The sequence below is a fragment of the Gimesia aquarii genome, assembly GCF_007748195.1.
Lineage (GTDB): Bacteria > Planctomycetota > Planctomycetia > Planctomycetales > Planctomycetaceae > Gimesia > Gimesia aquarii.
On record NZ_CP037920.1, the window covers coordinates 6841323 to 6856144 of the forward strand.

Annotated in this window: 18 protein-coding genes; 11 read left to right on the forward strand and 7 right to left on the reverse strand. The window is 46.1% G+C overall.

Translation table 11 applies throughout. The features are described from left to right. Positions 1–73 precede the first annotated feature (73 nt). Complete coding sequence (locus V144x_RS26145; protein ID WP_144989811.1) at positions 74–442, forward strand: hypothetical protein; 369 nt, start codon at positions 74–76, stop codon at positions 440–442. A gap of 279 nt (positions 443–721) precedes the next feature. Here the strand turns inward: V144x_RS26145 and V144x_RS26150 are convergent, their stop codons facing one another. The 3 genes from V144x_RS26150 to V144x_RS26160 all read right to left on the reverse strand — a co-directional run bounded on the left by V144x_RS26150 (position 722) and on the right by V144x_RS26160 (position 3319). After that, complete coding sequence (locus tag V144x_RS26150; RefSeq protein ID WP_144989813.1) at positions 722–1450, reverse strand: DUF6193 family natural product biosynthesis protein; 729 nt, start codon at positions 1448–1450, stop codon at positions 722–724. Positions 1451–2110: 660 nt separating this feature from the next. Then, positions 2111–2644 (reverse strand): hypothetical protein, encoded by a 534-nt coding sequence (locus tag V144x_RS26155; RefSeq protein WP_144989815.1) that lies wholly within the window; start codon positions 2642–2644, stop codon positions 2111–2113. Between the two features lie 477 nt (positions 2645–3121). Continuing rightward, entirely contained in the window at positions 3122–3319 is a 198-nt protein-coding gene (locus V144x_RS26160) for a hypothetical protein (RefSeq protein WP_144989817.1), read from the reverse strand. A 167-nt stretch (positions 3320–3486) separates the two neighbouring features. Here V144x_RS26160 and V144x_RS26165 point away from each other — a divergent pair, with 167 nt between their 5' ends. From V144x_RS26165 to V144x_RS26205, 9 genes are all read left to right on the forward strand, one after another. Continuing rightward, positions 3487–3747, forward strand: a complete 261-nt coding sequence (locus tag V144x_RS26165) for a hypothetical protein (protein WP_144989818.1) — start codon at positions 3487–3489, stop codon at positions 3745–3747. Between the two features lie 118 nt (positions 3748–3865). Next, entirely contained in the window at positions 3866–4141 is a 276-nt protein-coding gene (locus V144x_RS26170) for a hypothetical protein (RefSeq protein WP_144989820.1), read from the forward strand. After that, a complete protein-coding gene (locus tag V144x_RS26175; protein WP_144989822.1) occupies positions 4138–4680 on the forward strand; it encodes a hypothetical protein in 543 nt (180 codons plus the stop codon). The genes V144x_RS26170 and V144x_RS26175 overlap by 4 nt, the downstream gene beginning before the upstream one ends. Continuing rightward, positions 4658–5320, forward strand: coding sequence for a host-nuclease inhibitor Gam family protein (locus tag V144x_RS26180; protein WP_144989824.1), 663 nt, complete (start codon positions 4658–4660; stop codon positions 5318–5320). Before V144x_RS26175 ends, V144x_RS26180 begins: the two co-directional genes overlap by 23 nt. Before the next feature lie 206 nt (positions 5321–5526). Continuing rightward, entirely contained in the window at positions 5527–6018 is a 492-nt protein-coding gene (locus V144x_RS26185) for a terminase small subunit (RefSeq protein WP_144989826.1), read from the forward strand. Further along, the gene (locus V144x_RS26190) at positions 6015–6266 is read left to right on the forward strand and encodes a hypothetical protein (RefSeq protein WP_144989828.1); all 252 of its coding nucleotides are present in this window, start codon (positions 6015–6017) and stop codon (positions 6264–6266) included. Before V144x_RS26185 ends, V144x_RS26190 begins: the two co-directional genes overlap by 4 nt. 538 nt (positions 6267–6804) lie before the next feature. Further along, a complete protein-coding gene (locus V144x_RS26195) occupies positions 6805–7254 on the forward strand; it encodes a hypothetical protein (RefSeq protein WP_144989830.1) in 450 nt (149 codons plus the stop codon). A gap of 195 nt (positions 7255–7449) precedes the next feature. After that, on the forward strand, positions 7450–7941 hold the full coding sequence (locus tag V144x_RS26200; protein WP_144989832.1) for a hypothetical protein: 492 nt from the start codon (positions 7450–7452) through the stop codon (positions 7939–7941). 268 nt (positions 7942–8209) lie between these two features. Continuing rightward, positions 8210–8521, forward strand: coding sequence for a hypothetical protein (locus tag V144x_RS26205; RefSeq protein WP_144989834.1), 312 nt, complete (start codon positions 8210–8212; stop codon positions 8519–8521). A gap of 170 nt (positions 8522–8691) precedes the next feature. Here V144x_RS26205 and V144x_RS26210 read toward each other — a convergent pair whose 3' ends face one another. Next, positions 8692–9102: a hypothetical protein gene (locus V144x_RS26210; RefSeq protein ID WP_144989836.1), complete on the reverse strand. Its 411-nt coding sequence runs from the start codon at positions 9100–9102 to the stop codon at positions 8692–8694. 212 nt (positions 9103–9314) lie between these two features. Further along, positions 9315–9812, reverse strand: a complete 498-nt coding sequence (locus V144x_RS26215) for a hypothetical protein (protein WP_144989838.1) — start codon at positions 9810–9812, stop codon at positions 9315–9317. A 299-nt stretch (positions 9813–10111) separates the two neighbouring features. Here V144x_RS26215 and V144x_RS26220 point away from each other — a divergent pair, with 299 nt between their 5' ends. Then, positions 10112–10417: a hypothetical protein gene (locus V144x_RS26220; RefSeq protein ID WP_144989840.1), complete on the forward strand. Its 306-nt coding sequence runs from the start codon at positions 10112–10114 to the stop codon at positions 10415–10417. 223 nt (positions 10418–10640) lie between these two features. Here V144x_RS26220 and V144x_RS26225 read toward each other — a convergent pair whose 3' ends face one another. Both V144x_RS26225 and V144x_RS26230 read right to left on the reverse strand, forming a co-directional pair. Next, positions 10641–13157 (reverse strand): DUF1588 domain-containing protein, encoded by a 2517-nt coding sequence (locus tag V144x_RS26225; RefSeq protein WP_197998645.1) that lies wholly within the window; start codon positions 13155–13157, stop codon positions 10641–10643. Beyond that, on the reverse strand, positions 13154–14473 hold the full coding sequence (locus V144x_RS26230) for a DUF1552 domain-containing protein (protein ID WP_144989841.1): 1320 nt from the start codon (positions 14471–14473) through the stop codon (positions 13154–13156). The genes V144x_RS26225 and V144x_RS26230 overlap by 4 nt, the downstream gene beginning before the upstream one ends. Positions 14474–14822: the final 349 nt, after the last annotated feature.

Here is a 14822-nt window from a genome sequence, read left to right on the forward strand (position 1 = left end):
CCAGGTAATTATTGTTACCCAGTCACTTTACTTTTTTACTCTAGATGGATCATAAATCTTGAAAAGGAATTAGATGAGTCGCCAAATTTCCATTGGATATCAAGAAGCAATTGGTGAGGCAATAATCGAAATTGAAATACCTGCTCCTTACTACTTATTTGGAACACAACAAACTAGTAAACGCTTTTGGTCTCTTCCAGACTGGCAAAATATTGGCATTAAACACCTTTCGGAGCTTGGAGAATCAGATCCTATCTATTTCATAGGCTGGGATATGCTGGCTGACTTGTCGAACGAAATCCGGTTGTTTCAGGACAATATTGAAACTATAGAATTCTATCTCGAAATCAAGACGTCATGGCTTGCCCATTTAATCTATTGCTATAATCTCCTTAAGATGACAGCGCCCCGTACCTCGATCCCAAGTTTCGAAATTGGTTAGAGGAATCGTGAAAGCTAAACTCAAGCAAAAGTGTCTGGGTAATACTTATTACCCGGACAATTTTCATTATGAGATAGCAAGCACTATATAGTTAAAATGACCGGGTAACGTGCGTTACCAAGACAATATTTTAGAGGGTGTCTTTTAAAACGATCGTTTTTCGCATCAATTATGAAAAGATATGAGTTGATGCAACAGAACGTCACCGTTCACCGGGCCGCGGCGAACGACGTTGATTTCAAAAACCGCGCGGCCCGCGGCTCCGTGTGCAACGGATTGTTAGTCTCCGCTTTTGAGGTCATCGGCCGTACCGACAATTGCGCGCTCTGTTCCTTCTGGCAGATTGTTGGCAACAAATCTTGCCGCGTCCAAAGCTCCGATGATGTCGTGCGTGCTTCCGTCAATAAGCGTGATGCGATATTTGCCGTCACCGAGAGGTTGGGTTGTTGGGCAGTCATCTGTATATGGGTACTCGGTACAACGGCTAAATCCCAATATGCTCATGCTGGATGTAGGCAACAAGCCTCTAAGAATTGGGATTCGTGCGGCCTCAAGTAGAAACGGTTCATCAGTCCCACCATCTAGGTGAATGATCGAATTCCAGTACCTGTCTATTTTGTCATCTACCTCGAAGAGCTCGGCGTCAGCGCGAATGCGAGCTTTCGGCCACAGTTTCACTGCATCTCGTGAGTTCAGGGGCGAACGCAACCATTCGATGAAAACGTCACTCACTTCTTGAATCGTGTCGCAGTCGATAAGGCCAATTGTGATGCCGCCACGGCGAATCTCGGTCAACAAGTTGTGCTCGCCGGGGATTAGTGCAACGTGAACCGATCCGTTGTTGCCGGAGGCATCGGCGTACGCGGGTCGATATGGCAACGTGACAAATACCTCCGGTGCTTTGGACGCGAGGATTGTTGCTAGTTGTTCCGCAAATGGAGGGGAGACGAACTCAGGATAAGTTGCCGCATCTAGCGGTTGGTTGAGGCGTGGAAGCAACGTTTCCATGGTGTTTCTAGGAGACTAACTTATTATTAACCTGCACGGCCTTGTTCTGATATGACGCTGATATGAAACAAAAACGCGCAAAATAAACGGTTTTTGTTTTAATATGACGCCCCAGGGGCTTCATATCACACATAGATGCTGGATATGAAGCCAACATGCTGTATATGATACCTCAGGGAATTCGCTTTACAAGTTATAAATTCATTTACATTAGACAGTTATAGTCAGTAGCTGCTGATATGAAAAAACAGAAACGCAACAAGGTACGAAAATAACTTGAATCTCATTGAGCAACTAAAACAGATAACGTTCGATTTTCGAAAAGCTTACACCTACTCTAATTTTTACTCGAACTTGGGACTAATGTGTCTGATAAACTTATCTCGAAAATCAAAATTCACTTAACTCATTTATTCAGTCGTTTTTAATACGATTGAGACAAGCAAATGAAAAATATCAATGACCGGGTAATAAGAGTTACTCGGTCATTATTTTAAAGTGTGTCTTTTAAAACGGTCGAATTACAAGACGTCTGAAGAAACGAATGAGTTTATTGGATAACGATAAAGCTCTCTGGTGGCTAATTCAGACTACTGAGAAGCTCCGGCACCGGAGAGTTGACTACAAATTACAGACTAACGTCGAAAACTCAAGGCACTGTTAGCCGTCGAGAGCAGCGCCTTGTTGTGCCCTATTTTCGTCTAGGGCTTCACACACGGATTCCGCAAAACTCGCTACTTCATCATTCGATGACTCCTTAAACTTCTCGATCTCTGGCCGTCGTTCACGAATTGCCCTCAAGACACGCTGCGTAAAATTCAGGTCAGGCCGCTGGCATCGCACGAAACCAAGAAGAATATCCAGTACCTCTACCCTAACGAGGTCACCTGATTCAAATAGTACCAACATCAGAAACGGGAGCGCCGGTTCGGCTGCCGAAGACATATAGGCATGTTGATGACAGAGGCCACACCATAGCCGGTGCGATGCATTCAATGCCTGCTTCTGATCACCAAACATCAGCAACTTTAAATCGAGAGGCACAGATTCTGGAGCCTTATAAGCGGTATCGAAATCTCGCCAACAAATCGCGTCGATCTGCGCATACAGTTCATTTTGGCTCGCTTCCAGTGATGGTGAGTGCGCGGGAGTGGCCAACTTTTTCGGCCTTTCTTTGATGTAGGGATCACCCATTTTTGGCACAACTTGTAGTTAACCTGCACGGACTTGTTCTGATATGACACTGATATGGAACAACTACGCGCAAAATAACCGGTTTTAGTTCTGATATGATGCCCCTGCGGCTTCATATCACACATAGATGCTGGATATTATACCAAGCAAAATTAGATTTTGAACATGTAACTTTATTCTTCGATATTTGAAATGCATACACCCACGCATCTTTTTACCCGAACTTGGGTTTAAATGTGTCAGATAAACTTATCTCAGAAATCAAAATTCACTTAACTCATTTATTCAGTCGTATTTAAAAAGACTGAGACAAGTAAATGAAAAATATCAATGTCTTGGTAATAACTGTTACCTGGTCACTTTTCATTAATGGATAGTCCCTGCCACACGATCATATTTTGATCTCGTATTAATACTCAATGCTATAGAGAGCCACTCTGGAACTAATACGATCGTATTGGCGAAAACAATGTACAATTAATGAACGTCGTCAATCGACGACGATGCGTTGATGGGTTGTCGCGGAAACTTCCGTTTGGCTTCCTGGATCAACGGCATCAATTGCTCTTTCGCGATTCCACGAATGGATCGTTTCTCCTTGGCTGCATAACGACTTAACGGCAACCACTCATCAGTATTGAGTTCTACTTGAACAATCTTCCTGTTTCTCTTCATAATCTGCCCTTGACTTTTGCGAGTTGTACAATCCTTAATTTAAAACGCAATCGAAAAGCCGGAGCCGAACCATGGAGCGGAGAAGCGACGGTTAATTTCAGGGCGGTAGCGCAGGGAAGCAATACCGCTTTTATATCATTTCTCAGCATGGCAAGGAAGCCAGATCGATGCTCGACAAACTCCCATTCAAAGCGCTTGACGGTAAGAAAACGTATCTCACTGCATTTCTTACCATTGTCTTTTCCCTAAGCGGAATGCTACTTGGTGAAATTGAGACAGCGGAAGCAATCAAGCTATTACTGGCAGCCTTCGGCCTCGTGGGGATTGGTCACAAATTAGAAAAGAGTGCTCCGATTCAAATGGTGTTTGGAGAAATCGAACCAACTGAGGAAAGATATCACGATCCAAGTCAGTTTTCAGATGAGTGATCAATGGGCGGTCTTTTAAGAATCATCGCGGCCCTTTTAGAGCTATTGTTTTTTTGGGCAAAGAAAAAGAACAGCAACGAAAACGAGCGGCTCGAAGAAGTGGAAAGGATTCAACGCAATGCGACCAATCGAGACGAACAAGCGGTTCAATCACAGTTTCACCGTATGCGTACTCGTGGTCGCATTACTAACGATCGTTAGTGGTTGTAATTTGGTGGATCGTCTCAAACGCAAACCGGAACCCAAAGTGATCGCGGTACCAGACAAAATGGTTCCGGACATGCTCGATCAAGGTGAGCCAGCTCCCTATGACGGTTGGCTCTTTTCAGATTCCCTTTTTAATGAGTACGCTCCCTATTGGCAACAGGGACCTTACGGGAGCGACCACAAATGAGGGCCATTTCCCCGGATCCAAACAGACCGGAATCCAAAGTTTTAGATTCCATTTCGATGCTTTTGCTTTGGATCTTCGCTTTCCTGATCCTTTTATTGACACTGCCTGGTTGTCATTCAGACGATCAAAAACAACAGTATCGCCCCTATTACGATCCCCCTTCAAAACGAGCCCGGCCGACTGAAAAGATCCGGAAGCCGATCCAGGGAGCCGCGGACCGTGTCGATGAGGTGTTGGAAAAAACTCCCGTGCCAGCCGTTGCTGGAATTCTGGCAAACGATGCTCTCGACATGATTGAGAAAGTCGAAACAATTACGGTTCAAGAACCCGATCCGGAAGTCGTCGAAATCATCGAACCGAAACCGGATTCATTGTATGAGGTTCCGGAAGATTCAAGCGATTCGGATCGAGTGCATGAGGATCAATCAGAATCAAACAGTGGAACTGTTTTTCTTGTCTTCATTGCTTTGATGGCGTTGATCTATCTTGGTTTCAAATTGTTGAAAGGACTCAAACGTGAAAAGCCTCACCGCCAATGATCGACCCGCTGCGGAATTGCTGGGACCGGATCCCGTCATTCAGACGGAGGAAGATCTCGACAAGGCTTTAAATGAGCTGTCATTCCTGAACGCCTTTGACCAGTCGGTCAATGCGACTTGCACCAGGTATATCGAGAAACTCAAACAGGAATCTGAACAGCGCAAATATATTTTGATCGATGATCAAGACCTTGTCACGATTGAAAGCCGGAGAGAGCTGCTCAATGAGCGAGTGAACGAGTATTGCAAAGCAAATCGATCGAGCTTGATGGAGGGTAAGAAGAAAACCAAATCGTTTCCACACGGTTCGGTGAGCTTCAAAGATCAGCCAGCCAAGGTGGAGTATCGATCTGGTCTGAAAGAAGCGGACAGTCTTACTCTATTAGATAAGCTGATGCAGTCATCGCTGGTTGAACAGATCACAGCCTGGTTGATGTCGATTTGTGTTTTTGGAAAGAACAAAGAGGCGCGCCTGTTATCTGAAGTCGTCGAACTCAAACCCAAGCTCAGTGTTTCGAAGATCAAAAAAGCATTCGAAGAAAAACGTTTGACGGCAGATCATTTGAAACAGCTCGGCTTGAAATATTCTAAAGGCAAAGAGCAGCTGACGATCAAGCCAGCCGAGTACAAGCCTGGCTGAAAAATTCTCGGGTCCTCCTAAGGGGGGCACGGGGTCGCGCGCGGTTGCGGAATCGCACTTTTTCTGTCTCAAAATGAAATTTTAAGTGACTTCTTCTTCTTCCTATTAAATTGATGGGCAAAAAATCAGCAAAGCGATCATCCAAAAGAGCCACTTCAAAACGCAGCACGTCAAAAACGAAAAAAACAGCTAAAAAACAGGCTCCAGTGAAAAAAACGGAGCCGGTCAAATGTGTCATTGGATTTAATGCTGCTGCCGAACGATGGGACGTTAGCGACAAGACGATCCAGAACTGGATCAAAAAAGGACTTCCGGTTAGTGGAACTCAACGAAAGAGAGTGTTCGATGTTTCTGAGTGTGATGCGTGGGTGGCATCTTATCGCGATGAGAAAGCAGACAGAGAATCCCAGAAGCTCAACGAAGAACTCAAAAAAGAGAAGCTGCTTCAGGAGAAATTGAAGCGGAAGGACCTGGAGCGTAAAGATTTAATCGCAGATGAGAAGCTGATCAGTCGGGAAGAATACGAGTTGTTTGCCGCGGAATGTGTGATCGAAGCCCGCGACCAGATGTTGACACTACCAAAAGAGATGCGGCGGCATCTCTGCAAAAAGTGCCAGTCAAAAGTGAAAGAGATGCAAACAATGATTGAGCAGACATTGCTGCGGTTATCTGTGATCGAAGAGGGACCCAAAAAATGATCGCTCAAACTCCCAATCCCTTAAACGAAGGAGGTGGACCAATGGCCGAACCGATTAACAAAACTGACAAAAAGCGTCCGGTAAACAATAAAAACCCGCGTCGTGGAGATCCTTGTCCGAACAAAAAATGTATGGGGAAACTAAGCAGCTACTCACAATCACGTACGGAAAACGGCAGAATTTACTTTCTTTCCTGCGCTCGCTGTAATTTCAAACCCAAAAACAATAAAGAATTCAAACCGTTCTGATAATTTTTTTCAAAGCCGGTAAGAAGCTATAGCGAAATCAGCACGGTACAACCTATCACCACGATAGCTCCGACGTGCTGGACCCATTCTGCGGATCCAGCATGGTAATCGTTAAATTTTCGCCTACTCTCCTAGTCACCCTGCACTAATCATAAGTCAATTTAATTTATAGATCTTTGTTTGAAAAATGAGTATATGACTAGCTTGAGGGGCTAGTGGGGGTAATCCCCGTGGAGGTTCGAGTCCTCTCTTGGGCACTTTGAAATAGCAACGATTTACGTCAATTGAAATGATGTGGTTCAGATGCGCGTATACGTCTGACTGCCCTTGATGAGACACCACCTCTCACCAAGGGCAGTTTTGCGCGCCCCTCTTTTCTGCTTGCCCGATCATCTGAGCCCGGTTGGTCACAGCTATGACTAGCGACGGAGTGTGGCTAAGCGTTGGAGACTGATTCATCGCTGCAATAGCTTTTCGAAGAGGAGAAGCCATACAGCATTTTCAAGACGAAGAACTTTTCTGGTCCGTTTATCGGGACATGTATCTGCAGACATTGGAAACTCGAAACAGTTCTGATGTGCATTTTCACAATACACGACACACATTAGATCGATTTACCAGATACTGTCACTGCGCCACAAAAAGATTAAGTGAGATCACTGACTACGACCTCGAAGAATATTTGCGGTTACGCAAAAAAGATACCTGGCGCGGGAAACCAATCAAAAACGTTTCTCTCAATAATGAAATTAAAATGCTCAACACCTGTTTTGCTAAAGCAGGCTCCAAAGAAGCGCGTGGGCCAGGTCGGGCAAATTATGGGTACCTGGAACATCCCCTGTTTATCAACAAGCTGCATCGTTTACCGGACACTTTTGCTGGCCCACCAAAAACTCTGCTTGACTTTATTAAATTTTACCCTGCAGAAGAAAATAGTTTTAGGAAGCAGAATTGTTATTTTATAATTAGCGGGCCTACTTTGAAGTAAATTTGTGAACCATTTTGAAATAAGAGTGTCACCATCAGACGTCCGAGAACTAGATATTTCCTGGAAATTAGCCTCGATGAACACATAATTGATCGGCTATTTCACTATGCTATAAATTATTTACTTATGGGCACGGTGCTTGTTCAATATCCTGTGTGAAGTTTCTCCTATTGAAAATTGTAAAAGGACGATTAAATGTTGCTCGGTTTTGGTTGGTGCCACCTACGCAGTAGCCGTTTGCCTTTGGAAAAAGCCACCCTTACTACTGTTGGCTCGATAGATGCTGAAATAGATAAGGCGGATGAAGAACTATGGCAGAAATTTCGGGAGTGGATGGAGCAATCTGCTGGACCGTTTCTGAAATGGGAACTATATGAAGCACTCAATAATCATCAGGGTTTGTTGACATATTGTGTGTCACGTAATCACAGATCGTCGGCTGTCTGGCAGATGCTTGAATGGATTTCTAAAAATGGTATTGGAAGCTATGGATTATTTTATTGTTATGATGACGAAGACTTTGTGGGGAACGCTGGCTATGGTCGAAAGACAATGACGGATTATGATCATGTTTTCCGAGTTCACCGATTGCTCAATGGGGAATTGCTAGAATTAGACGATCCATTCTTTGGTATGATTAATGGTAACATTGATCCCTTGCATCCCTATGATTCAGATCAAGAGTAGTTATTGGTCTATCGTATTGGCAATATTGGGCTCGAGCTTGCAAAAACTTAAGCTCAAAGTGTCCAGTAAATAATGATTTGCCGGACACTTGTCATTTATGAGATCACTGTAATGTGACCGGGTAATGTGATTTACTCGGGCATAAAAAATTAGAGGTCTTTATTTATAAACTACTCCAGCTTAGAATGGCTTACATATTTCGTACCTTATGCCTCTGAAGCATCGTAATTGTAAGATTGTAACGTACTTACAAGATAGGTAACTAATCGTGAGTCCATGGGTATTTCCAATTCTCATCTTTGCGACATGGATTGTGTGGTGTGGTGCGTGTATATCTGGAAAAGCCGTTCATGATGCGCGTCATGGTATTCCCGATGATCAACGCAGTGGTACTAGCATCCTCCCTGGCATACCAATCATTCCGTTAATATTCTGGGGATTAGCTTTGACGATCGATTCAGCTACCTATCCGTGGGGAACATATAGCATCGGGGGTTTTCACTGTGTGCTCCTCGTTTTACTAGTTATCACAATGATTCGAAATGTGTGGAATCTCCATCGGCTCGCCGATGGCACATAAACTATATTGCTCTTTTTTTGAGTGAATGAAGTACACATTTAACACAGTAAAGTGACCTGGTAACGAACATTACCCCGACATTATTTTAATGGTACTTAACGAATTGGTGAAGCGAATGGACTGGCGATCTCAGCAGGCAGTTTCGGGACGATTACCTAAGGTGGAGTTGATCAATCTTTCTCATAATTCTCTGTTGCTGCTGTTTGCCGTTTTCGTAAGAAATGCATAAACACAAAATAGGCCAGCATCAAAAACCAGTAGGGAATATTTCCTCCGTAAGATGTGGCGAACCTAAAAACTCCAGCAGGACGTCCCCAATTGCCCCTGAACCATGCCGGGATATTTGAAGATAGATACATGTGATTGGTGAGAGCTGTTTCAAAGTAGAATCCTTCCGCACGCTGTCCGTGATATGGAACAAAAACTCTAAAGCCGACGACGCCTTTTTCGGAACTACACCATATCTCAAACTGAGAGTTGCACCAGATCAGCACACAATGACGATATCCACTGATAGCCATAGCAAGAAACAGAATCGCAATAGGCAACCATACCTTCCGTTGCATCAAAGTTTCGCGCATTACTGACTTCCTCTAACATCTTCTCTAGTCTGGAATTTCCCATATGGGTTGAGCCGGGAGTCGATCCAGGCGCGCTAGCTTCGCGATTATAAGATCACCTTCTCGCTGAGTCTAATGAGTATGTACTTTTCGGACAGGCTGTTTTACGGGAAGCTTAATGGTCGGGTAATAGAGATTTACCGGACACTTATATGAACAATGTCTTATTAAGATTATTTCTTAAATTCAATTATAATATTGTCTTTCTGTCGTTGCTGTTTAACAAACTTCATCGCAAGAAGATAAACGCTGTGACTGTGTACGTTGATAGTGGAGCCAGGTGCAGCGTCGAGGATCTGATCTGCGATCGAATCACCAAGGCGAACTGGACTTTCAAGATTATGCCAATCCATTCTGCACAAAAGACATTGCCCAGCATTTGGATGGAGAGGAACTCCACAATACGGACAAGGAGAAGTTGGTTGATCAGGTAAATCATGGCGATGTTGAGCCCAGATTTTAGCCCATGTAAGATTGCAACCAGTTTTTTTCCTCAATGTCTTAAGAATAAATAAAGTATCGTGTTTTTTTAATTCTTCCGCTTCTTCAGGCGAGAGATCAGCAAATTCTGGGATGAAACAGTTGCAAAGTGGACAGAACACGCCCCGTAGTGGTTTCTCATTGCCGAGAGCCTCGATTTCAGCACGTGTGTAAGGTTCTAGCGATGTCACAATCTCGCCTCATTTCTTTGCAAAATATCTTTATATTTACACGAAAATAATACCTATTGTACACAGCAGGTCCTTATATGCTGCAAGATAGAACAATCATATTAAACCAAAGTACTAAACATATGAAAGATTACAAATTTCAATGACCGGGTAATTATTGTTACCTGGTCATTTAATTATCAATCATGGAAAAGCAGATGACCAATCGTAAGTTCAATATTGCGTGTTTGATCTCGACGGTCCTAATGGTTAGCACGCTAGTGTTGTACCTGGCTGAGCCTGTTCTGTGGAGACATCGCGTGTCATTCCGACATGATTTTCATGTTAGTGTCTGGCGTTGTAACATTGCATTTTTCAATGATGTAGAGTACGGCCCTTACCATGGAAGTGTTCTCTTCCTGGATAACGACTATTCTGACCTGGATCGTTTAGATCATTGGGGACCTTCGTTCGGGATCTACTACAGATACTTTCGCTGGCGGGATGGAGTTGTTCTTTGGACCCTAATGATTGGTCTCTGGTATCCCTTGTTGTTATTTATGATACTACCAGCAGTTTGGTTGAGACGTCGGATTCGCTCATCAGATCTGCAGACCCGATCTTAAAATTCCTTTAATGACCGGGTAACAACTATTACTCGGTCACTATTCTAAAGGGTGTCTTTTAAAACGGTCATCTTCGCGATACCGGAAAAGGTATGAGTTTGTGGAATAGTAAGCGGCTGAGTAGGGAGAATCGGAAGTCGCTTAAGTGCCGAATAGTTTTGCAAATTCAGGTCGGCTGAGTTTTTTTGACCCTACGGCCTTCAGTTCAGGTTGCAAACTACCTTCAGTTCTCTTTGAACAGCGCCGGATTTTTCCGTGTGCGGTAGAGAAACGCGTCGGAAGTGAGTAGTGAAACGAGCATTGCTTTCATGCTGCCGCCGCTGTCCTTGTAGGCGTGATATGCATCCTGGAGAACAGGCGCATCATTGAGGGTTTCGTTGCGGCCCATCCAGAAACGGAAGGCATGGCGGACGAAGACCTGTTCGGCGCGTTTGCTTTCCGCGATTTTCCGAATCATTTCAATGGCGTTGGCGACTTTTCCATCAAGTGTGGGATCGCCGGAATCGATGATCTCGCCCGTGGTGTTGACGGGTTTGTTGAGTTCCAATTCCCGATACAGACCCGCGTGGTTATACATTTCAAACGGCAGGCCGAGCGGATCCATCTTCTTATGACACGTCCAGCAATAGGTTTTCCTGGTGACCCGCATACGATCACGCAGCGTATTATGTGGTTCATCTGGTAACATCGCATCGACGGTAATTGGCACGTCGGGAATTCCGCCGCCCAGCAATCGTTCACGAATCCATCTGCCACGCAGGATGGCGTGATTGTCCATCGCATCGGAGTGTGAAACGAGCCAGCTAGGATGGGACAGGATGCCCAGGCGTTGATCTTCTGGCACTGTGGCCAGGATACGTTCTGGTTTCATGGATCCATTGCCGAAGCTGCGCCGACTCACACGTGCATAGATCTTCGACCCCGTCAGTTTTGCCTGGCTCACATTGTGATTGACGTTTGGTCGTCTCCTCTTCTTCTGTTTCTTTGACTTCGGCGGTTTCTTTCCCGGGTTGGCCTTCTTCCAAGCTTCCAGTTCGGCCGCCTTTTTCTTTTCTGCCTCGGCCGCCGCCTTCTTCGCAGCCACCACGGATGCTGCAACCTCTTCCTTCGATCGCCGCTTTCCGAAATAGACATTGTCTAATCTAGTGGCGACGACTTTGTCCGTCGTTAGCAACTGCTTAAATACGTCTCGGTCATCCTGCAGGATAAGTTCGATGAGACGATCAGTGCTCGCGGTGGCGTCGAACATGGCGCGGTAGTGTGATGTTCCCCTGTTGCTCACTCCCGTATCCGCCAGCGCTTTCGAATCCTTGCAGATGTAACCACCACTGTCATAGTCGAAGTATTCGCGGAAGAAGCGCAGAATGCGTGGCTTTCGTATGCTGTCGTCGGCCAGCATCCGCTCGATTTCGCGTTTGACATCGGCCTTGGACCGCATACGACCTTCGACGATTGTCTTTCGCAGTTCTTTGTCCGGCTTGATGTATCGCAGTGCATGATTGACCGCCAGACCCAGTTCCCAGTCCTGGAGCATGACACGACCCTGCTGATCCGGTTTGCCGTTCTCAACGAGTTCCGGTCTGAAGAGAGCATCGCGATCGAGGAAGATGGCTGACAGACCGAGGACCGCTCCATTTTTCTTGCCGAGTTTCTCAATGGATTGTTTGACAACCGTCAGGTATTCGTTCGATTCCTTCTTGCTGGGTGGACGGAAAGTGAGCGCTTCGAAAAGGTAGTCCACCGCAGCCCGCAAACGCTCGTCGGTGATACCCTCTTCATGCATGAGGTCGTAGACCGGCGTCAATGGACGCATGACCTTTGTGCTGTAGACCAGACTTGTGGGCAGTCCGCGTATGTCGCCCTTCATCTTGTCTGCAATTGATCTGGGATCGTCCGTGATCTGATACGGCTTGGCAATGCTCAACGGACCATCGGCCATATAGCGAATGATGTCCGCGGCAACCCCCAATATTTGTGTGGACTCCGCGCTGTTGACTGTGTAAAAGTCGGGGTAATTTTCTAACCCATGATCGCGGGCCGACGAAAGAACGACTGGTACGCTTTTCACCGCTGTGGCATAGGCAACCGTTCCGCCCTGCCAACGAATGATGCGATCCGTACCGAAGTAGAGCTTGAGTTCACCGCCGTGGTTGGTGGGAACAACATCGCCATGAGTTCGCAGGCCAGGCTTTGATGGATTGAATTCCGGTTCCCTGTTGATCAATTCGTTCAGCCGCGTAATGTGTTCCTGTGGTGTTACACGCCAGATGCGTGCTGGAGATGATGTCGGTGCGAGTTTGATGTTGTCTGGCAGCTTGCCGAACAGTAGATCATGATCGACGAAGTTGCCCTTGTTCGGATCGAGATGGGCATGGAAGCCGCCTTTGTCGCGCATGACACGAGACAGTTCAGCGACGATCCAGTCTGAAAACTGCAATCGCTCCACGACCTTGGGTTGGTCCTCATCTTTGGGGGGCATCTCTTTCAAGGTGACCTGTGCCCACACAGCTTGCCAAATGCCTGCATTTACTTCATCAACAGGACCGAGGTTATGGAGCGACAGATTGCCCTCAGGTTCTGTCTCGCCATGACAGTCTGCACAGTGGGTGGCAAGAAACGGTTTAGCAAGCTGAGAGAAATTTTTGTTGACCTTCTGGCCTGGTGTGTAAGTCTCGGCAATCGCAACAGGCAATATGCTCCACAAAAGCATGAGTGCCAGAAGGCTCGTGATCTTGTTCATGTCATTATTTCTTTCAGCGGGCCGGTCTCGGTATCGTATTTCCTGGCCAGTTTGTCGTTCATGTTGAAACGATCAACGTTCTGGCCGGCGGCACGCAGGAGCGACGTGTACAATGCGTTGATGGGGCGCTTGTGGTTCAGTTGGGTGAAACAACCGGTCTTCAATGTGCCGTCGAAGTTTCCTAGTAACATGACCGGCCAGTTGGCACCGTTGGTGTGCTGTTTATCCGCGTTGTTACTTGTGTAAACGATTACGGTATTGTCCATCATGGTACCACTGCCTTCAGGCACGCTCTCGAGCGCCTCCATAATCCTCACCAGCATACGACTATTGTACTGACGAATCTTGATCCAGATCGGATTATCTGGCTGCTCCATGTGTCCAAGGTTATGTCCTTGCTGCTCAATACCCAGCCCCTTCCATGCACCAAAGATTTCGCCACGACCTGACCCGATGGTAAGCGTATTTGTGATACCCGATGTGAGCGCTGAAATGCCTAAGTCCAGCAGAACATCGTGCCAATCGGTTTCGAACTCCGGCTTGGTGTATCGCTCGTCTACCTTCGGTGCAAACTTGCGAAGGTGATCGGAAACCGTGTCAAGCCGATCGCGCAGGCCGTTGACATTCTCGAATCCCCGAACGTATTGGTTGTAACGCTGACGATCTGCGGTCGGTAGAGATTGTCCCTTAGCAGCAGCCAACTTTTCAATCTGATTCAACATATTCGATTTGGCTTCGTGCTGGAGTCGAATATCACCTGTTGAGATGCCACCATATAGCATTTGATAAAGATGATTTGGATTTGAATGCATGAAGATCGGCTGCCCAGCGCCGCTGGCTGATAGTGTTGCAATAGTGGGCTTGGTTGTCATGTTCTCAATGGAGTCCATTCCGATGCACAGGTGGGGTAGAAGCGTCTTCGGTAGGACCTTGCTAAGTTCATAATCAATTGTCGAAGCACTGGGCGGCACACCGTCACTGCCGCGATAGCCACCGAGCGCGCCGAAAAATGCGCTGTGAGAAGGACTGGTGTGCATACCATGCAGGCCATTGATGATGTGCAGTCGCTCCTTATAAGGTTCGAGGGCTTTGATGGGCTCAGGAAGTTTCGCTTTCGCTAGCGAGCTACTGCTGCTCATCCCCTCTGGAATACAAGTCTTGGGATCAAAGCCCTGGTTTTGCATGAAGAAGATCACACGTTTTGGAGTCGTCCTACTGGTGGGCGATGCTAAGAGATGTTGAGGAAGAAGCGAAGAGGTACATGCGGCACCGACGCCAGCAGCCATTGTTCGGAGCATGTTTCTACGGTTGAGCATGATTGACCTTTCAAAAAGATTGACGCTTTACTTCTGTGACTATATATGTATCACTTATTCCACAGTAGTCAGTGGAGAAAACAGTGGAAGGTGATTGCGAGGCGATATCAGGAACAGTGGGAAGAAATTGCAGGTGGACGCCTGAATTTATGTGGATATTTTATCTGTCTTCAGGATCTATTACAACTAAACTTTGACACAATTTGAGATGCGGACGCTTTGGTCTCGCTCATTTGTGAGAGTCTCAATCACGAATTGCACTTCGTTCTCTGGCAGGCTGTATCGGTTGGACTCAGAATCTTTTAACATGGCATAGAGTGCTTTCACGAATGAAGAATGTTAAATAACT